We start from the raw sequence: 17726 nt of genomic DNA on the forward strand, positions 1-17726 counted from the left end.
TGACTGGCGGGGGCTTTTTTTGAGACTTACTTCTTCTCGGGATGCAATGACGCGCCCAGAATATGGTCGGAATGCTGGACCGCATGTGACGCGTGCAGAACGATCTTGGGGTCAGGCGCGGTGGCGACAGCGGGGTCTTTGTCCGGATAATCCAGTTGCGCCAAGAAATGCCGCATGCAGTTCAGCCGCGCGCGTTTTTTGTCGTTTGAGCGGATCACAGTCCACGGCGCGTCAGCAGTGTCAGTGTAAAAGAACATCGCTTCTTTGGCTTCGGTGTAATCATCCCAGCGGTCGATGCTGGCGCGGTCAATCGGCGATAGTTTCCACCGTTTAAGCGGATCGGTTTCGCGCGATGCAAACCTGTTGCGCTGTTCTTCTTGGGTGACCGAGAACCAGTATTTGAACAGTGTCACGCCGCTGCGCACCAGCATGCGTTCAAATTCGGGGGTCTGGCGCATGAATTCGAGATATTCGTTTGGCTCGCAAAAACCCATCACCCGTTCGACACCAGCGCGGTTATACCAAGACCGGTCATACAGCACCATTTCACCCGCCGTCGGCAAATGTTTGATGTAGCGTTGGAAAAACCACTGGCCGCGTTCGTTGTCGGTCGGTTTGTTCAACGCAACAACCCGCGCGTCACGCGGGTTCAGATGTTCGGTAAACCGCTTGATCGTACCGCCCTTACCAGCCGCATCGCGCCCTTCGAACAGCATCACCACTTTTTGTCCGGTTTCTTGAATCCAGTGCTGTGCCTTCAGCAGTTCAACCTGCAGTGCGGCTTTTTCGTCTTCATAGCGCTTGCGGGGCAGGCGGCGCGCATAGGGGTAAATCCCGTCCTCGAACCCGATGATCTCGGCGGTGCGGGCTTTTGGTGCGGGGGCGGTTTTTTGCGTCGTGGTTGCTGGCATAGTGTCTCCTTTTGCGTTTACACAAAGTGAAACACGACGTACCAATCCTGTCGTTGATATGGGTCAAGGGGGGGGCAGCGGTTTTGATGTCAGGACCAAATGAAACTCGACACTATATCATGCACGCCAATCATTGACACGCATGCGAGCACGAGGCAGTCGGGGCTATGTTTAACCGAAATCAACTTTTACGTTTGCTTTTTGCTATGCCTTTGGCTGGCTGTTCAATAGGGGGCGCAACAATCGGAGACGCGCCAGTTAGAGCAACTCAACTGCGAAGTTCTAGCATTACAGTTTTGTCTGCCGAGTGGCAGGATGAATTTGATCTTCGATACAATTACGAAATTATTAACAATGGCAATCAGCCTATGTGCTTCATTGCCGTTCACGAGGGTACGGGGGAAATACGACTACCAAACATACTTGAAGTAATTCGCAACGAGATAGGGCAGCCAATCGAATTGGGGCGTGGAGATCCGCTTCCCGAAATGGTGAGCGAGGGATTCGTGCCCGCTCAGAGCGTGCTGGTTGTCGAGCCTGGAGAACGCATTAGGGCCGAAGGCTTACTTCTTGGAGATGTACTACCGGCGGGTAATGAAGGACAGCCAATCTCTTTATCGTTGACAGCGCAGCCAGTACATTGTGTTTCCAGCACATCTGAACAAGCCTCGTTGGAGGCGCTTTCGTCAGGCCCTGCTATAGTGCATCTTACGCAAGCCCATAAACAATATGTGCCGACCGCAGCGGCAAAATAGTCGTACCTGCAAAAAAAAGGCCAGCCCCCTTGCCACTCAGCATTCAACGCGGGACGCTTTGCACCCAATAGGCTGATGGTATTGTTATTTGCATTAAAGTCTTGTTGCCGACTGATGCTGCAAGATCTCTTTTTGCGTCAAGCTCATTATCATATATGCCGCCAACAATGCTCCAACACCAATACTCATCGTCGTGATCGCAAGCCTCGGGATTCGTTCCGGTATAGTAGCCACTCCAAATCTCGATCCAACCGGCCGGGCGCTGAACTATTGCCGCGTGACGAGGAAGGTCGTCACTAGACACATGAAACAATTGTAAAATTGGATGATCGGGATGTCTGGGTAATGTCGGTCCGCGTTCTTCGATGTCTAGCGGCTTTATATCGCTATCAGGTTCATAAGCGCTGGGCCTTTTCCACAAAAGATTTCTTAATAGCTTCATGACGGAACCCAGAGAGAATGAAAGACCGATAGAATGGGTATATTGTGCCACGATGACAACCGGCGGTCATAGAGTTAGGCGCCACTTGTGGGCTCTGCCGGAAAAGTAGCCATTGTGTCTGCTAAACCCCTTGTCACACGGTCGCATCCCCCCTATACGGCCCACTTCTACCCCACTCCATCGGGAATCGGGTCACGCACGTGTGCGGCCTGCCGGTGATGTTGAAAAAGGAAAATGGCATGAACGCCAATGAACTGCGGGATAAAACGCCCGATCAGCTCCGTGAAGAGCTGGTGAACCTGAAAAAAGAATCCTTTAACCTGCGTTTCCAGCAGGCCACAGGCCAACTTGAAAACACCTCTGGTATCCGCGCTGCACGTCGCAACGCTGCCAAAGTCAAAACAATTCTGAACGAAAAAGCAGCTGCCGCTGCTTCGGAGGCTTAATCTATGCCTAAGCGTATCCTAGCTGGGGTTGTCACAAGCAACCAAAACGAACAAACGGTCACAGTATCTGTTGAACGTCGTTACAAGCACCCGCTGCTTCAGAAAACTATTCGTAAGTCCAAAAAATATCGGGCCCACGATGAGAACAACACATTCAACGTCGGCGACCAAGTTCGCATTCAGGAATGTGCTCCCAAGTCGAAAACCAAACGCTGGGAAGTGATCGCGTCGTAAGGCGTCCACCATCAGTTTAATCGAAACCCTGGGGCCCCGGACGGAAATCGGGACTACCCCATAGGTCGGAAGGAAACCAAATGATCCAGATGCAGACCAATCTGGATGTTGCTGACAACAGCGGCGCTCGCCGTGTTCAGTGCATCAAGGTTCTGGGTGGCTCACATCGTCGTTACGCGAGTGTCGGTGACATTATCGTCGTATCGGTGAAAGAAGCCATTCCACGTGGCCGCGTAAAGAAAGGTGACGTCCGTAAGGCCGTTGTCGTGCGCACCGCAAAAGAAGTTCGTCGTGAAGACGGCACATCCATTCGTTTTGACAGCAACGCTGCTGTTATTCTGAACAACAACAACGAGCCAGTGGGTACACGTATCTTTGGGCCGGTTGTTCGCGAATTGCGTGCGAAAAACTTTATGAAAATCATCTCGCTTGCTCCGGAGGTGCTGTAACTATGGCTGCTAAGCTCCGTAAAGGTGACGACGTGATCGTTCTTGCCGGTAAAGACAAAGGTCAAAAGGGCACAATTTCGTCCATCGACCCGAAATCAGGTAAAGCGATCGTCGATGGCGTCAATATGGCCGTCCGTCACGTGAAGCAATCTCAGGCAACACAGGGTGGCCGCACGCCAAAGGCGATGCCGATCCAACTGTCAAACCTGGCAATCGTTGACAAAAATGGCAAAGCAACACGCGTTGGCTTCCGTATGGATGGCGACAACAAAGTGCGCTTCGCCAAGACAACAGGGGATGCGATCTAATGCTTGATACCGCAAACTATACCCCACGTTTGAAGGTTGAATATACTTCCAAGATTCGCGCAGCGTTGAAGGAAGAGTTCGGCTATAAGAACGACATGCAGATCCCGCGTCTGGACAAAATTGTTCTGAACATCGGCTGCGGTGCAGAAGCTGTCCGTGACAGCAAGAAAGCAAAATCCGCACAGGAAGATCTGTCCACAATCGCCGGTCAAAAGGCCATGACAACACGTGCCAAGAAATCAATCGCTGGTTTCCGTGTACGTGAAGACATGCCGCTTGGCGCAAAGGTAACTTTGCGTGGCGAGAAAATGTACGAATTCCTGGATCGTCTGATCACAGTTGCTATGCCTCGTATCCGCGACTTCCGCGGCGTATCCGGCAAATCTTTCGACGGTCGCGGCAACTATGCCACCGGCCTCAAAGAGCATCTGGTGTTCCCCGAGATCAACTTCGATAAAATCGATGAGAACTGGGGCATGGACATCGTCATCTGCACCACAGCGAACACTGACGCTGAAGCAAAAGCATTGTTGAAAGCTTTCAACATGCCTTTCAACAGCTAAGCGTTAGGGAGAGATTAGAAATGGCTAAGAAATCCATGATCGCACGCGAAGTTAAGCGTGAAAAGCTGGTGGCCCAGTATGCTGAAAAGCGTGCAGCGCTGAAGGCGATCATCAACGATAAAGAGAAGCCCGTCGAAGAGCGTTTCAAGGCAACCCTTGAACTGGCAAAACTGCCACGCAACTCTTCTGCGACGCGTCTGCACAACCGTTGTCAGCTCACCGGGCGTCCACACGCCTACTACCGTAAACTCAAGATCAGCCGGATCGCGCTGCGGGACCTTGGTTCCAATGGCGAAATTCCTGGCATGGTCAAGTCAAGCTGGTAAGGAGAGCATAAGATGAACGATCCTATCGGTGATATGCTGACACGCATCCGTAACGGCCAAATGCGCGGCAAGGCAGCGGTGGAAACACCTGCGTCTAAACTGCGTGGTTGGGTTCTGGACGTGCTTTCAGACGAAGGTTACATCCGCGGTTACGCTAAAAAAGATGGCAAAGACGGTCACCCCGCTTTTGCAATCGAACTGAAGTACTACGAGGGTGCTCCTGTTATTCGTGAAGTGAAGCGGGTTTCCAAGCCTGGCCGTCGCGTTTACATGGGCCCGAATGACCTCCCATCCGTCCGTCAGGGCTTGGGTGTGTCGATTGTCTCCACCTCAAAAGGTGTGATGTCGGATGCAAACGCACGGGCGGCCAACATTGGCGGCGAAGTGCTCTGCACTGTATTCTAAGGGGATAACATGTCTCGTATTGGTAAAAAACCGGTTGAGCTACCATCAGGCGTTACCGCCACGGTGTCTGGCCAGACCGTAGAAGTAAAAGGCCCTAAAGGGACCCTTTCTTTTAAAGCTACCGACGATGTTACCATCACTGTTGATGGCAATGTTGTAACTGTAGAACCACGCGGCAAATCCAAGCGCGCGCGCCAGCAGTGGGGCATGAGCCGCACAATGGTTGCGAACCTTGCGACTGGCGTCTCTGAGGGCTTCAAGAAAGAACTTGAGCTGTCAGGTGTTGGTTACCGTGCACAGATGCAGGGCAAAATCCTGAAGCTGTCATTGGGCTACAGCCATGATGTGAATTTCGAAGTGCCCGAAGGTGTGACCGTCACATCCGCAAAGCCCACCGAAATCACTGTGGAAGGTATCGACTCTCAACTTGTTGGTCAGGTCGCGGCAAACATCCGCGAATGGCGCAAACCAGAGCCCTATAAAGGCAAAGGTATCAAGTACAAAGGCGAATACATCTTCCGCAAAGAAGGCAAGAAGAAGTAAGGAACGCACAGATGGCAAACAGCAAAAGAACTCTGTTTCTAAAGCGCCGCATGCGCGTTCGGAACAAAATCAAGGGCGTTACAGCCAACCAAGGGCGTGCGCGCCTGTCGGTTCACCGCTCAAACAAAAACATCAGCGTCCAGCTGATCGACGATGTCAAAGGCGTGACAATCGCTTCTGCTTCATCGCTCGAGGCAGCACTGGGCGTGGTTGGCAAGAACAACATCGAAGCCGCGACAAAAGTGGGTGCTGCAATCGCAGAACGCGCGAAAAAAGCCGGCGTAGAAGTTGCATATTTCGACCGTGGTGGTTTTCTCTTTCACGGCAAAATCAAAGCTTTGGCTGATGCTGCACGTGAAGGCGGCTTGAAAATCTAAATGAACAAGATGGGTGCAAGCACCCATCTTACCCCCACCGTAAGATGGGTGCTCGCACCCATCTTCGATGATCCGGCGCTGATGCGACCGCGATTGGAGAATTGGGTGCAAGCCCAGAATGATATAAAGGACGCCACATATGGCAGAACGTGATAACAACCGGGGCGGCAACCGTCGCAACCGTGAAGAGCAAGCCCCCGAGTTTGCAGACCGTCTGGTCGCAATCAACCGCGTATCAAAAACCGTAAAAGGTGGTAAGCGCTTTGGTTTCGCAGCACTTGTCGTTGTTGGCGACCAAAAAGGCCGCGTCGGTTTCGGTAAAGGCAAAGCAAAAGAAGTGCCCGAAGCGATCCGCAAAGCAACCGAGCAAGCCAAACGCCAGATGATCCGTGTTGCCCTGCGCGACGGCCGGACATTGCACCACGACATGGAAGGCCGTCACGGCGCCGGTAAAGTGGTTATGCGCACAGCCCCAGTTGGTACCGGGATCATCGCCGGTGGTCCAATGCGTGCGGTGTTTGAAATGTTGGGTGTACAGGACGTTGTGTCCAAATCCATCGGGTCACAAAACCCGTACAACATGATCCGCGCCACTATGAATGGCCTCTCAAAAGAGCAATCCCCACGCAACGTCGCACAGCGTCGTGGCAAAAAGGTTGCTGACATCCTGCCAAAGCGTGACGAAGCACCTGCTGCCGCCGCTGAAGCAGCAGACGCGTAAGGAACCTGAACAATGGCAAAAACGATTGTTGTAAAACAGGTGGGTTCGCCCATCCGTCGCCCCGCAAAACAGCGTGCAACGCTGATCGGTCTGGGTCTGAACAAAATGAACCGCACCAAAGAACTTGAAGATACACCTTCGGTTCGCGGCATGGTCAATTCGATCAGCCATATGGTCGAAATCATCGAAGAAAAAGGCTAAGCCTTTCCGGCACGCCGGATCACGATGAGATTGTTAGAGCGCCCTCGGGAAACCGGGGGCGTTTTGCGTTGGGGTGTGGCCAATGCACGCGCATGCCGCGCTGCGGCATGCGCGTGCTGCATGGCGGCAATTCCATTCCAGCGTTTGTTGTTAGCGCTCTCACCGCCTATCTATGGGTCATGGAATTCACCGCCCCGCGACTGACCGCAGCGCAAACGGGGCTTCGTTCGAGAAGGAAGAGACACATGGCATATATGAATGCAAACATCCAAACAGTAGCTGGCAATTCGGTCCTGCGCATGATCGCAAACGCTTTTGCAGCTTTCAAAGCAGCCGCCGCCCAACGCGCTGTATATCGTCAAGTTTTTACAGAGCTTGAAAACATGACCGACCGCGATCTGGCCGACATTGGCATCGCACGCGGCGATATCACCGCTGTTGCAACCAAGGCTGCATTTGGCGACCACTAAGCGACAATTAGAACCTATCCAGGGCGCCGCTGAGCAATCAGCTGGCGCCTTTCGTTTGCCGCGGTGATTATTTCACGTTCGACGATTTTGATCAGCTTGCGGTTATCGTAGCAATCAACGGCCTTTTGGCGGTTTGTTGTTGCCATCGCCCGAACCAGTTGACGATCAACCGCAAGCCGCAAGATTGCCCGTTGATAGCCATCGACATCACCTTCGGGGACAAGATAGCCGTTCACGGCTTCTGTAACTGCCTCTGGAATGCCTGCGTGACGCGTTGACACGATGGCCATTCCGCATGACATCGCCTCTTGGATGGCAGTTGGCAGACCTTCGGTGCTGCCGTTCTTTGCGCGGACCGAGTGCTGCACAAATACTTCGGATTGCGCCAGCATGCTTTTGACGTAGCCGTGCGGTTTGGCGCCGTGGAAAGTGATGCGGTCGCACATATCATATGCGCGCGCGATTTCTTCACAGGTTTCCCGCATGGGTCCATCGCCAACAACATCAAGTGTGATGTCAGGCACCTGCTTTGCGGTCTCACAAAAAGCACGCAGTGTGATGTCCGGTCGCTTTTTTTCGATCAGCCTACCAACTGCCAGAATACTGCCCGGCTTTTTTGTGCCCGGCATGAACAGATCGGTGTTTACACCGCTTGGAACCACATGGCTGTTGGGATGGCTTGCGCCATTGTCGGCAAGTTCATCAAGCAGGAATTGCGAGACCGAAAACACCCCGTCCAGCCGCGGCATCATACGGCGGTAAGCGGCCGCGCGTAACGGCATGCGAAGTTGCGAAGAGGCATCGGCCCCGCGAAAGTAGCAAAAGATCGGCAGGCCAAGTTGGTTTGCCACAGGCGCAATGCGCATTGCAACATTGCCAAACTCGGCAAGGATCACATCGGGGCGGGTCTTGTTCAAAAATGCTATGATGTCGCGCCGTCTCGCGCCATAGGGCACACGCGTTGTGCGGTGCAGCGTAAGGCTTCTGAGCTTAGACGAAAGAATTGCCATCCGGTCGGCGAATGTTCGGTCCCGCTGTCGCGGGGGCGCCCAACAATGATGCGCGAGATCAAAAGGGTCAGCCGATTTGCGGTTTTCGCTTAGTATTTAGTATACAGACATGCCCACCAAAGAGGTTTTCGATATGAAACCTGATTTGCGTTTCATGCGGGTGATAATAGCTGCCTGTTGCGATGCAAATCGTTGTCATAAAAAAGAAAAACCATTTGCTGTGCCGCATGGCTTTCCCTGCAATGAATTCTGGCCGGGAAAGCGTTTATGCCGGACGCGTGTAGCATATCGTGAATTGCGCCTTCAACGCCGAGTTCAACCACAATGGTCAGTTAAGCTGCATCATTACTTGTGACATGTTGTCCGCATTTGTTGTCGCTTCTTGACCCTGTGGGCCGCGCCGGTCTATATCCCGCTGGTCGGTGCTATTGGCCCGACTCAATTGTAACGCCGTGTTTGACCGCTCCCGTCGCTGGGGGTCAGTTCCGGCAAAAGGAGAAGCGACATGAAACTGAACGAACTTCGCGATAACGAAGGCGCAACACAGCGTAAAAAACGCGTTGGCCGTGGTCCTGGTTCCGGCATGGGTAAAACCGCTGGCCGTGGTATCAAAGGTCAAAAGTCACGCTCTGGTGTGGCGATCAAAGGCTTTGAAGGCGGCCAAATGCCGATTTACCAACGTCTGCCAAAGCGTGGCTTTAACAAGCCGAACCGCAAGGCATTCTCTGTTGTTAACCTTGGCCTGATCCAGAAATTCATCGACGAAGGCAAGATCGACATCAAAGCAGACATCACCGAAGATGCGCTGATTGCGTCTGGTCTGGTACGTCGCAAAAAAGACGGTATCCGCGTTCTTGCAAAAGGTGACTTCACCGCAAAAGCAACGATCATCGTCACTGGCGCCTCTGCTGGTGCTGTTGAAGCTGTCGCAAAAGCAGGCGGTTCACTGACCGTCGCAACAGTCGCCGCGGCCGAGTAAGACTTGTGAGCAACGGAAACGTTGCTTACATATCCATTCAAGTTTTCCCAAACGCCGCCAACGGGAACCCGTTTGGCGGCGTTTAGCATGAAAAGAGACACGAAATGGCTTCTGCAGCAGAGCAAATGGCATCCAACATAAGTTGGAGCGCGTTCGGCAAAGCGACCGAACTACGCCAGCGCATTCTATTCACCATTGGGATGCTGATGGTTTACCGTCTTGGCACCTATATTCCCGTCCCTGGCATCGATTCGGGCGCATTGCGCGAGTTTATGGATCAGGCGGCGACCGGCATTGGCGGCATTCTGTCGATGTTCACCGGTGGCGCGCTGTCGCGCATGGCGATCTTTACCCTTGGCATTATGCCTTATATCTCGGCGTCGATTGTGATGCAGTTGCTTGGTTCCATGTGGGAGCCGCTCAAGAACCTCAAGAAAGAGGGCGAGCAGGGCCGCCGCAAGTTGACCCAATACACCCGCTACGGCACGGTGTTCCTTGCCACTGCGCAGGCTTATGGCCTGTCTGTCGGCCTTGAAGCCGGCGGTTTTGCCCATGATCCGGGCCTGTTCTTCCGTGCTTCCTGCATTATCACGATCGTTGGCGGCACCATGCTGCTGATGTGGATTGGTGAACAGATCACCGCACGCGGTATCGGCAACGGTATTTCGCTGATCATCTTTGTCGGCATTATTGCTGAAATCCCCGCCGCCTTGGCGCAGTTCTTGGCCCAAGGCCGGTCTGGCACCATCAGCCCGCTGACCATTATCGGCATTCTCGTCATGGTTGGATTGGTTCTGCTGTTTGTCGTGTTCATGGAACGCTCGCTGCGCAAGATCCACATCCAGTACCCGCGCCAGCAACGCGGCATGAAGGTGTTTGACGGCTCTTCCAGCCACCTGCCGATCAAGGTCAACCCCGCTGGCGTGATCCCCGCGATCTTTGCCTCTGCCTTGTTGCTGTTGCCGACGACGATCAGCACGTTTGGCGGCGCCTCTGGCCCGATTATGTCAACTATTCTGGCATTGTTTGGCCCCGGCCAGCCGCTTTATCTGATTTTCTTTGGCGGTATGATCATCTTTTTCACGTATTTCTATACCCGTGAAGTTGCGTTCAAGACCGATGAAGTTGCGGACAACCTGAAAAACCAAAACGGTTTTGTGCCCGGCATTCGCCCCGGTAAAAAGACTGCTGAGTATCTGGATTATGTTGTCACCCGCATTCTTGTGCTTGGGTCTGGCTATCTGGCGCTTGTGGCGCTGCTGCCTGAAATTATCCGCGCACAGCTTTCGGTGCCATTCTACTTTGGTGGGACATCTGTGCTGATCATCGTATCGGTCGGTATGGATACAATCCAGCAAATCCAATCGCATCTCGTCGCGCACCAATATGAAGGCCTGATCGAGAAGTCACAGCTGCGCGGCAAGCGCAGTGCCAACAAACGTAAGGGACCATCACGCCGATGAACATTATTCTGCTGGGACCGCCCGGAGCGGGCAAAGGGACACAAGCACAGAAACTTGTGGCCGAACGGAACATGGTGCAGCTTAGCACAGGTGACATGCTGCGCGCCGCGCGGACCAGCGGAACTGAAATGGGCAAGAAAGTTGCAGCCGTGATGGATGCAGGCAATCTTGTCACCGATGAGATCGTGATCGGCCTGATCCGCGAACAATTGGAAAACGGTGCCGAAGGCGGTTTCATCTTTGACGGCTTCCCACGTACCTTGACGCAGGCTGATGCGCTGGATGCGCTTTTGTCCGAGATGGGACAGAGCCTTGACGCGGTCATTGAACTGCGCGTCGACGATGAGGTGCTGGTTCACCGGATCGTCAATCGCGCCGAGGAAGCCCGCGCAGCAGGCGAACCCGTCCGCGCCGACGACAACGAAGAAGCACTGCGCGTCCGTCTTGTGGCCTACTACAAACAGACCAGCCCGCTGATCGGCTACTACTACGCCAAAGGCGACCTGAAATCTGTGGATGGTCTTGCCAGCATGGATGATGTTGCCGCAAGCATTGCGAAGGCGCTCGCGTAGATTTCGCGAAAATCAATCGGCGCAGTTCAGGTGGGTTGACCCTATGTGTTTTCCCCCCTAAACAGCGCCATCCCGCAAGGGAATCAACGGATGGTTAACGGGTCGCCCCCGAAACGCCATCAACCACCTCGATATGACTTAAGCCCGGGCAATCGCTGCGGGCTTGCGTTGTGAAAAAAGGGTCTGGAATGACGGACCCGCAACCAAAAGGAATTGCACACGTGGCACGTATTGCCGGCGTAAACATCCCGACTGCAAAGCGGGTTCCAATCGCCCTGACCTATATCACCGGAATTGGCCCAGCCAAATCTGAAGAAATCTGTGAAGCTGTCAAAATTGACCGCGCCCGTCGCGTCAACGAATTGTCAGACGCCGAAGTGCTCGCGATCCGCGAATACATCGACGCGAACCTGACCGTTGAAGGTGACCTGCGTCGCGAGACACAGATGAACATCAAGCGTCTGATGGACCTTGGTTGCTACCGTGGCCTGCGTCACCGTCGTAACCTGCCTGTTCGCGGGCAGCGTACATCAACAAACGCACGTACACGCAAAGGCCCTGCAAAGGCCATTGCTGGTAAGAAGAAATAAGGGGATCTGACAGATGGCACGCGATACCAAACGCACCAAAAAGAAGGTCTCCAAGAACATCGCCGCAGGCGTTGCTCACGTGAACTCTTCTTTCAACAACACAAAAATCCTCATCTCCGATGTGCAGGGCAACGCGATCTCTTGGTCGTCTGCTGGCACAATGGGCTTTAAAGGGTCACGTAAGTCGACACCTTATGCTGCCCAAATGGCGGCTGAGGATGCGGGCAAAAAAGCACAAGATCACGGCGTGAAAACGCTTGAAGTCGAAGTGCAGGGTCCTGGTTCTGGCCGTGAAAGCGCATTGCGCGCTTTGGCTGCTGCTGGTTTCAACATCACATCGATCCGTGACGTGACACCAATGGCCCACAACGGCTGCCGCCCACCAAAGCGCCGCCGCGTCTAATTTTCACCCAAACGCTTTGGGGTCGTGCATGTTTTTGCGCGGCCCCAATTCGTCATTTTGAATCCTCGGGCGTTTGCCTTTCGGACATGAAGGCAAACAGGAATGGAGGGACACATGATCCACAAGAACTGGGCTGAGTTGATCAAGCCAACTCAATTGGAAGTGAAGCCGGGCAACGACCCAATGCGTCAGGCAACTGTGATTGCTGAACCGCTTGAGCGTGGCTTTGGTCTGACTTTGGGCAACGCATTGCGCCGTATCCTGATGTCATCGCTGCAAGGTGCCGCGATCACTGCCGTTCAGATCGACAACGTTCTGCACGAATTTTCATCTGTGTCAGGTGTCCGCGAAGACGTCACCGACATCGTATTGAACCTCAAGGGCGTCGCCATCCGTATGGAAGTCGAAGGCCCCAAGCGTTTGTCCGTTCAAGCCAAAGGGCCTGGCGTTGTGACTGCGGCTGACATCTCGGAAACTGCCGGGATCGAAGTGCTGAACAAAGACCACGTGATTTGTCACCTTGATGACGGCGCTGATCTTTTCATGGAACTGACCGTGAATACCGGTAAGGGCTATGTTGCTGCCGACAAGAACAAGCCGGAAGACGCGCCAATCGGTATGATTGCGATCGATGCGATCTATAGCCCCGTGAAAAAAGTCAGCTACGACGTGCAACCGACCCGCGAAGGTCAGGTTCTGGACTATGACAAGCTGACAATGAAAGTCGAAACAGACGGTTCTATCACGCCTGATGACGCGGTTGCTTATGCGGCGCGCATCCTGCAAGACCAATTGTCGATCTTCGTCAACTTCGACGAGCCTGAATCAGCATCTGCTGGCCAAGACGATGACGGTCTCGAGTTCAACCCGCTTCTGCTTAAGAAAGTGGACGAGCTGGAACTGTCTGTCCGCTCTGCAAACTGCCTGAAAAACGACAACATCGTTTATATCGGCGATCTGATCCAGAAAACCGAAGCAGAAATGCTGCGTACACCTAACTTTGGCCGCAAATCTTTGAACGAAATCAAAGAAGTGCTGTCAGGCATGGGTCTGCACCTTGGCATGGACGTAGAGGACTGGCCACCAGACAACATCGAAGATCTGGCGAAAAAGTTCGAAGATCAGTTCTAAGAATTTGGGTGGGCCTTCGGGCCCATCCGCAAATGCCCGCAAAGGCGGGGAACATCTGGGCAATTCTGCCCCAATAATACGGCTGGCACGCATCAGACCGTTGGACAAAGTATAAATCTAGGAGACCATCAAATGCGTCACGCACGTGGATACCGCCGCCTGAACCGCACACATGAACACCGCAAAGCGCTGTTCGCGAACATGGCTGGCTCGCTCATTGAACATGAGCAAATCAAAACAACATTGCCAAAAGCAAAAGAACTGCGCCGGATCACTGAAAAGCTGATCACGCTTGCAAAACGCGGCGACCTGCACGCCCGTCGTCAAGCAAATGCGCGTCTCAAGCAAGAAGCACACACAGCGAAACTGTTCGAAATCTTGGGCCCACGGTACCAAGACCGTCAGGGTGGCTACATCCGCATCATGAAAGCCGGCTTCCGCTACGGCGACATGGCGCCAATGGCGATCATCGAATTCGTCGACCGTGATGTCGACGCCAAAGGTTCTGCTGATAAAGCACGCCTTGCTGAATACGAGAACGCAGAGGATTAAGTTCCCCCGCGTTTCGTCGGAGTAAAGAGAGGCCTCGCAGAAATGCGGGGCTTTCGCTTTTGTGGGATCACGCTACATTCAAGTCATGACTGCAACCGCTGGATATTCGGGCACGCCGCTGCCCATAAAACTGGGATTTAAGCCCGGAACGACCGTGCTTGTACTCGATGCGCCTGATAATTACCGCGCTTTGTTGGCCGGGGCCGAAGCGGTGCAATTTCAAAGCGGCATCTGCGCACCTGACCAGCCCCCTGTCGCGGCTGCGCATGTATTTATCCGCGATGAGGATATGATTGCGCCACAGGCGCGGCTTTGCATTTCGCATCTGCAGCCGGGTGGCATGCTCTGGTTCAGTTGGGCAAAGAAATCATCCAAGCTGCATAGCGGCGTCACCGAAGACGATTTGCGCACCCATGTGCTACCGCTGGGCTGGGTTGATGTTAAGGTCTGCGCGATTGATCCAGATTGGTCTGGTTTGAAATTTATGAAACGCAAAGTGAAACCAACCTGACAATGGCTGACCTATTCGCAACAATGCCTGACAAAGACAATGGTCGGCGTCCTTTGGCGGATCGTTTGCGCCCCAAACGTTTGTCCGATGTCATTGGGCAAGAACAGGTGCTTGGGCCGGATGCGCCTTTGGGGACGATGCTTGCGTCGGGGTCGTTGTCGTCGCTTATTTTTTGGGGTCCTCCCGGCGTTGGTAAAACCACGATTGCGCGGCTGCTGGCCGATGAGACGGACCTGCATTTCGTGCAGATATCCGCGATTTTTACGGGCGTACCGGACCTGCGTAAGGTGTTTGAAGCCGCCAAAATGCGCCGTCAAAACGGCAAGGGCACGTTGCTGTTTGTGGACGAAATCCACCGTTTCAACAAAGCCCAGCAAGACGGGTTTTTGCCCTATATGGAAGATGGCACCATTCTTTTGGTGGGGGCCACGACTGAAAACCCCAGCTTTGAATTAAACGCCGCGGTACTCAGCCGCTCGCAGGTTCTGATCCTCACGCGGCTTGATCTGGCTGATCTGGAACGCCTTGCGCAGCGGGCCGAGAAAGATTTGAACCGCGCTTTGCCACTTGATGGGCATGCCCGCGAAGCATTGCTTGAAATGGCCGATGGCGACGGGCGCGCGCTTTTGAACCTGATTGAACAGGTGGTGGCGTGGAAGGTGGATAGCAAGCTAACCACCGATGATCTGACCAAACGTCTGATGAAACGTGCTGCGAAATACGACAAATCGGGCGAGGAACATTACAACCTGATCAGCGCGCTGCATAAATCCGTGCGCGGGTCTGATCCTGATGCAGCGCTTTATTGGTTTGCGCGTATGCTGGCTGGGGGCGAGGACCCGCGATATTTGGCGCGCCGGATCACCCGCATGGCCGTCGAGGAAGTCGGGCTTGCCGACCCGCAAGCGCAGGCCGTGTGTTTGCAATCGTGGGACACTTATGAACGGATCGGCAGCCCCGAAGGTGAACTGGCGCTGGCACAGGCGCTTGTCTATGTCGCCTTGGCCCCGAAATCGAACGCAGCCTATGTTGCCTATAAGGCCGCCGTGGTGGCCGCGAAACAAACCGGATCAACGCCACCCCCGAGCCATATCATCAATGCGCCGACAAAGATGATGAAAGATCAGGGTTTTGGCGCGGGCTATGCCTATGACCACGACGCCGAAGACGCGTTTTCCGGCCAAAACTATTTCCCCGACGGGATGAAGCGCGGTGTCTATTACCAACCGGTTGACCGCGGGTTTGAGCGCGAGTTGAAAAAGCGCGTCGATTACTTTGCGGGGCTGCGCGCGAAAAGGAACAGGTCATGATTTTGGGAATGGTGGCGCTTGGTGGTGCGATTGGTGCGGTGGCGCGCTATCTGGTGGGGCTGTCTGTTGCCTTTCCGATGGGGACATTCACCGTCAATGTTATCGGTTCACTTTTGATCGGGCTGATCTATGCCCTGACCCAGTCCAAGGGGCTGACAGCATGGCAACCGTTCCTGATCACCGGAATTCTGGGTGGCTTTACCACTTTTTCGGCGTTTTCACTGGATACCATGCGTCTGCTAGAGGCCGGAAGGCTGGCGGCGGCCGGTGGATATGTTATGGGCACGGTTCTATTATCGCTGGCGGCTTGCGCTGTCGGCCTTTGGATTGCGAAAGGTGCCCTATGAGCGGCGTACAAACACGGACAATCGGCCCCGATGACGGTGACCAGCGGCTTGACCGCTACATGCGCCGCCTGTTTCCGCATGTGACCCAAGGGCGCATCGAAAAGATGTGCCGCAAAGGCGAATTGCGCGTCGACGGTGGTCGCGTGAAATCAAACACGCGTCTTGAGGTTGGTCAAAAGATTCGCATCCCGCCGCTGCCCACCGAGGACGAGGCAAATGCGCTGCGGTCATTGGCCCGCCAAGGTGTGACCAAAGCCGATGCCAAGATGATTCAGGCCTGTGTGATCTATAAGGACGACCACATTATTGCGATCAACAAACCGCACGGACTGGCCACGCAGGGCGGCACAAATACGACCCGCCATGTCGATGGGTTGGCCGAGGCATTGACCTTTGGCTATGACGAAAAACCGCGCCTTGTGCACCGTTTGGACAAAGATACATCGGGCGTTTTGCTGCTTGCGCGGACCCGCATGATGGCCAAGCAATTGACCGAAAACCTCAAGCACCGCGAGACCCGCAAGATTTATTGGGCGGCTGTTGCAGGTGTTCCGCATCCGCGCGCGGCGACGATCAAGTATGGGCTGGTGAAATCGGGCGGGGGTCGTGGCGGTGACAATGAAAAGATGCGCTGCGTGCATCCGCGTGAGGTCGAAACAACCGAAGGCGCCAAGCGCGCGACATCCGATTACGCCGTGATGGACACGCTGGCATCGCGCGCGTCTTGGTGTGCGTTGGTGCCAATCACAGGCCGCACCCACCAGCTGCGCGCGCATATGGCCGAGATCGGGCATCCGATTATCGGTGACGGGAAATATGGCGGCTCTGGCCAGGAAAACCTTGGCGATGGTTGGGGCGCTGGCATGGGGTCGGAAATTGGCCGCAAGATGCATTTGCACGCGCGGTCCCTGACGATCGAACACCCTGCCACGGGTGCCACATTGCATATCACCGCACCTTTGCCCGAGCATATGCAGAATACTTGGGACTATGTCGGTTGGGTTGTCGGCCATGCGCCGATTGATCCGTTCAATATGCCTGATGCCTGATCTGCGCCTTGTCATATTCGACGTAGACGGCACGCTGGTCGATAGTCAGGCGGAAATTCTGGCCGCGATGACCCATGCGTTTGACGCTGAAAAACGGGCTATGCCGTCGCGCGAAGCAGTACTTGCGATTGTGGGACTGTCGCTTGACGTGGCGTTTGCACGGCTTTGCCCTGACGCCGACACAGGGACCCAAGCCCGACTGGTTGCTGGTTATAAGGACGCATTCAGCACCCAGCGGGCGCAAAATGCGGATCACGGCCCGCTTTATCCTGGCGCGCGCGCCGTGCTGGATATGCTTGCGGGCCAAGACAACACGTTGTTGGCAGTCGCGACGGGCAAATCGCGGCGCGGGCTCGACAAGCTGTTGGAACGCCACGCGCTGCAGGGATTTTTCCATAGCGAGCAGGTCGCCGATCACCACCCGTCCAAGCCGAACCCTTCGATGATCCTGACGGCGATGGGTGAATTGGGCGTTGATAGGGCGCGCGCCGTCATGGTGGGTGATACGACTTTTGACATGGATATGGCCCGCGCCGCGGGCATCGCAAATATCGGGGTTTCATGGGGCTATCACGCAGCCGATCAGTTGCAGCCCGATATCCTGATCACCGAATTTGGCGCCTTGCCCGGTGCCGTAGACAGACTTGTAGGACAATAA

The 17726-nt window shown here is 54.5% G+C and carries 28 protein-coding genes; 25 read left to right on the top strand and 3 right to left on the bottom strand.

Features of this window, described 5'->3' with window-relative positions:
• Positions 1 to 26: 26 nt before the first annotated feature.
• Positions 27 to 911: a polyphosphate kinase 2 gene (ppk2, locus tag BM320_RS00090; protein ID WP_090194830.1), complete on the bottom strand. Its 885-nt coding sequence runs from the start codon at positions 909 to 911 to the stop codon at positions 27 to 29.
• A 167-nt stretch (positions 912 to 1078) separates the two neighbouring features.
• On the opposite strand from ppk2, the gene BM320_RS16235 reads away from it, so the two are divergent.
• On the top strand, positions 1079 to 1666 hold the full coding sequence (locus tag BM320_RS16235) for a hypothetical protein (protein WP_131802213.1): 588 nt from the start codon (positions 1079 to 1081) through the stop codon (positions 1664 to 1666).
• A 43-nt stretch (positions 1667 to 1709) separates the two neighbouring features.
• On the opposite strand, the gene BM320_RS16240 is transcribed toward BM320_RS16235, so the two are convergent.
• Positions 1710 to 2159 (bottom strand): hypothetical protein, encoded by a 450-nt coding sequence (locus BM320_RS16240; protein WP_131802215.1) that lies wholly within the window; start codon positions 2157 to 2159, stop codon positions 1710 to 1712.
• A gap of 188 nt (positions 2160 to 2347) precedes the next feature.
• Here BM320_RS16240 and rpmC point away from each other — a divergent pair, with 188 nt between their 5' ends.
• From rpmC to BM320_RS00150, 12 genes are all read left to right on the top strand, one after another.
• Positions 2348 to 2554, top strand: coding sequence for a 50S ribosomal protein L29 (gene rpmC / locus BM320_RS00095; RefSeq protein WP_090200179.1), 207 nt, complete (start codon positions 2348 to 2350; stop codon positions 2552 to 2554).
• 3 nt (positions 2555 to 2557) lie between these two features.
• The gene (rpsQ, locus tag BM320_RS00100) at positions 2558 to 2788 is read left to right on the top strand and encodes a 30S ribosomal protein S17 (RefSeq protein WP_090194834.1); all 231 of its coding nucleotides are present in this window, start codon (positions 2558 to 2560) and stop codon (positions 2786 to 2788) included.
• 80 nt (positions 2789 to 2868) lie between these two features.
• A complete protein-coding gene (gene rplN / locus BM320_RS00105) occupies positions 2869 to 3237 on the top strand; it encodes a 50S ribosomal protein L14 (protein ID WP_090194837.1) in 369 nt (122 codons plus the stop codon).
• A 2-nt stretch (positions 3238 to 3239) separates the two neighbouring features.
• The gene (gene rplX, locus BM320_RS00110) at positions 3240 to 3545 is read left to right on the top strand and encodes a 50S ribosomal protein L24 (protein WP_090194839.1); all 306 of its coding nucleotides are present in this window, start codon (positions 3240 to 3242) and stop codon (positions 3543 to 3545) included.
• Complete coding sequence (gene rplE, locus BM320_RS00115) at positions 3545 to 4108, top strand: 50S ribosomal protein L5 (RefSeq protein WP_090194842.1); 564 nt, start codon at positions 3545 to 3547, stop codon at positions 4106 to 4108. Before rplX ends, rplE begins: the two co-directional genes overlap by 1 nt.
• Before the next feature lie 20 nt (positions 4109 to 4128).
• Positions 4129 to 4434, top strand: a complete 306-nt coding sequence (rpsN, locus tag BM320_RS00120) for a 30S ribosomal protein S14 (RefSeq protein WP_045997898.1) — start codon at positions 4129 to 4131, stop codon at positions 4432 to 4434.
• A gap of 12 nt (positions 4435 to 4446) precedes the next feature.
• Positions 4447 to 4839, top strand: a complete 393-nt coding sequence (gene rpsH, locus BM320_RS00125) for a 30S ribosomal protein S8 (RefSeq protein WP_090194845.1) — start codon at positions 4447 to 4449, stop codon at positions 4837 to 4839.
• A gap of 9 nt (positions 4840 to 4848) precedes the next feature.
• Entirely contained in the window at positions 4849 to 5382 is a 534-nt protein-coding gene (gene rplF, locus BM320_RS00130) for a 50S ribosomal protein L6 (protein WP_090194847.1), read from the top strand.
• Positions 5383 to 5393: 11 nt separating this feature from the next.
• Positions 5394 to 5759 carry a 50S ribosomal protein L18 gene (gene rplR, locus BM320_RS00135; protein ID WP_090194850.1) on the top strand — a complete coding sequence of 122 codons (366 nt, stop codon included), beginning with the start codon at positions 5394 to 5396 and terminating at the stop codon, positions 5757 to 5759.
• Positions 5760 to 5898: 139 nt separating this feature from the next.
• Positions 5899 to 6480, top strand: a complete 582-nt coding sequence (gene rpsE / locus BM320_RS00140) for a 30S ribosomal protein S5 (RefSeq protein WP_090194853.1) — start codon at positions 5899 to 5901, stop codon at positions 6478 to 6480.
• A gap of 12 nt (positions 6481 to 6492) precedes the next feature.
• On the top strand, positions 6493 to 6681 hold the full coding sequence (gene rpmD, locus BM320_RS00145) for a 50S ribosomal protein L30 (protein WP_090194856.1): 189 nt from the start codon (positions 6493 to 6495) through the stop codon (positions 6679 to 6681).
• 245 nt (positions 6682 to 6926) lie between these two features.
• Positions 6927 to 7151, top strand: a complete 225-nt coding sequence (locus BM320_RS00150) for a DUF1127 domain-containing protein (RefSeq protein ID WP_242650916.1) — start codon at positions 6927 to 6929, stop codon at positions 7149 to 7151.
• A gap of 14 nt (positions 7152 to 7165) precedes the next feature.
• Here BM320_RS00150 and BM320_RS00155 read toward each other — a convergent pair whose 3' ends face one another.
• Complete coding sequence (locus tag BM320_RS00155) at positions 7166 to 8161, bottom strand: glycosyltransferase (protein WP_090194859.1); 996 nt, start codon at positions 8159 to 8161, stop codon at positions 7166 to 7168.
• A 505-nt stretch (positions 8162 to 8666) separates the two neighbouring features.
• Between BM320_RS00155 and rplO the strand changes: the two genes are divergently transcribed.
• The 12 genes from rplO (at position 8667) to BM320_RS00215 (ending at position 17726) form a co-directional block, all read left to right on the top strand.
• Complete coding sequence (rplO, locus tag BM320_RS00160; protein WP_090194862.1) at positions 8667 to 9140, top strand: 50S ribosomal protein L15; 474 nt, start codon at positions 8667 to 8669, stop codon at positions 9138 to 9140.
• A 125-nt stretch (positions 9141 to 9265) separates the two neighbouring features.
• Positions 9266 to 10603, top strand: a complete 1338-nt coding sequence (secY, locus tag BM320_RS00165) for a preprotein translocase subunit SecY (protein ID WP_090194865.1) — start codon at positions 9266 to 9268, stop codon at positions 10601 to 10603.
• Positions 10600 to 11175 (top strand): adenylate kinase, encoded by a 576-nt coding sequence (locus tag BM320_RS00170; protein WP_090194867.1) that lies wholly within the window; start codon positions 10600 to 10602, stop codon positions 11173 to 11175. Before secY ends, BM320_RS00170 begins: the two co-directional genes overlap by 4 nt.
• A 221-nt stretch (positions 11176 to 11396) precedes the next feature.
• A complete protein-coding gene (rpsM, locus tag BM320_RS00175) occupies positions 11397 to 11765 on the top strand; it encodes a 30S ribosomal protein S13 (RefSeq protein WP_090200183.1) in 369 nt (122 codons plus the stop codon).
• A 13-nt stretch (positions 11766 to 11778) separates the two neighbouring features.
• The gene (rpsK, locus tag BM320_RS00180) at positions 11779 to 12168 is read left to right on the top strand and encodes a 30S ribosomal protein S11 (protein WP_090194871.1); all 390 of its coding nucleotides are present in this window, start codon (positions 11779 to 11781) and stop codon (positions 12166 to 12168) included.
• A 114-nt stretch (positions 12169 to 12282) separates the two neighbouring features.
• Positions 12283 to 13299 (top strand): DNA-directed RNA polymerase subunit alpha, encoded by a 1017-nt coding sequence (locus BM320_RS00185; protein WP_165614960.1) that lies wholly within the window; start codon positions 12283 to 12285, stop codon positions 13297 to 13299.
• Between the two features lie 132 nt (positions 13300 to 13431).
• Positions 13432 to 13851 (top strand): 50S ribosomal protein L17, encoded by a 420-nt coding sequence (gene rplQ, locus BM320_RS00190; RefSeq protein ID WP_090194876.1) that lies wholly within the window; start codon positions 13432 to 13434, stop codon positions 13849 to 13851.
• Between the two features lie 154 nt (positions 13852 to 14005).
• A complete protein-coding gene (locus BM320_RS00195) occupies positions 14006 to 14362 on the top strand; it encodes a hypothetical protein (protein WP_131802219.1) in 357 nt (118 codons plus the stop codon).
• A gap of 2 nt (positions 14363 to 14364) precedes the next feature.
• Complete coding sequence (locus tag BM320_RS00200) at positions 14365 to 15672, top strand: replication-associated recombination protein A (RefSeq protein ID WP_090194881.1); 1308 nt, start codon at positions 14365 to 14367, stop codon at positions 15670 to 15672.
• A complete protein-coding gene (gene crcB, locus BM320_RS00205) occupies positions 15669 to 16019 on the top strand; it encodes a fluoride efflux transporter CrcB (RefSeq protein ID WP_090194884.1) in 351 nt (116 codons plus the stop codon). The genes BM320_RS00200 and crcB overlap by 4 nt, the downstream gene beginning before the upstream one ends.
• Entirely contained in the window at positions 16016 to 17068 is a 1053-nt protein-coding gene (locus BM320_RS00210; protein ID WP_090194886.1) for an RluA family pseudouridine synthase, read from the top strand. Before crcB ends, BM320_RS00210 begins: the two co-directional genes overlap by 4 nt.
• A complete protein-coding gene (locus BM320_RS00215; RefSeq protein ID WP_090194889.1) occupies positions 17061 to 17726 on the top strand; it encodes an HAD-IA family hydrolase in 666 nt (221 codons plus the stop codon). Before BM320_RS00210 ends, BM320_RS00215 begins: the two co-directional genes overlap by 8 nt.

The sequence above is a fragment of the Yoonia tamlensis genome (assembly GCF_900115105.1).
In the GTDB taxonomy this organism is placed as follows: domain Bacteria; phylum Pseudomonadota; class Alphaproteobacteria; order Rhodobacterales; family Rhodobacteraceae; genus Yoonia; species Yoonia tamlensis.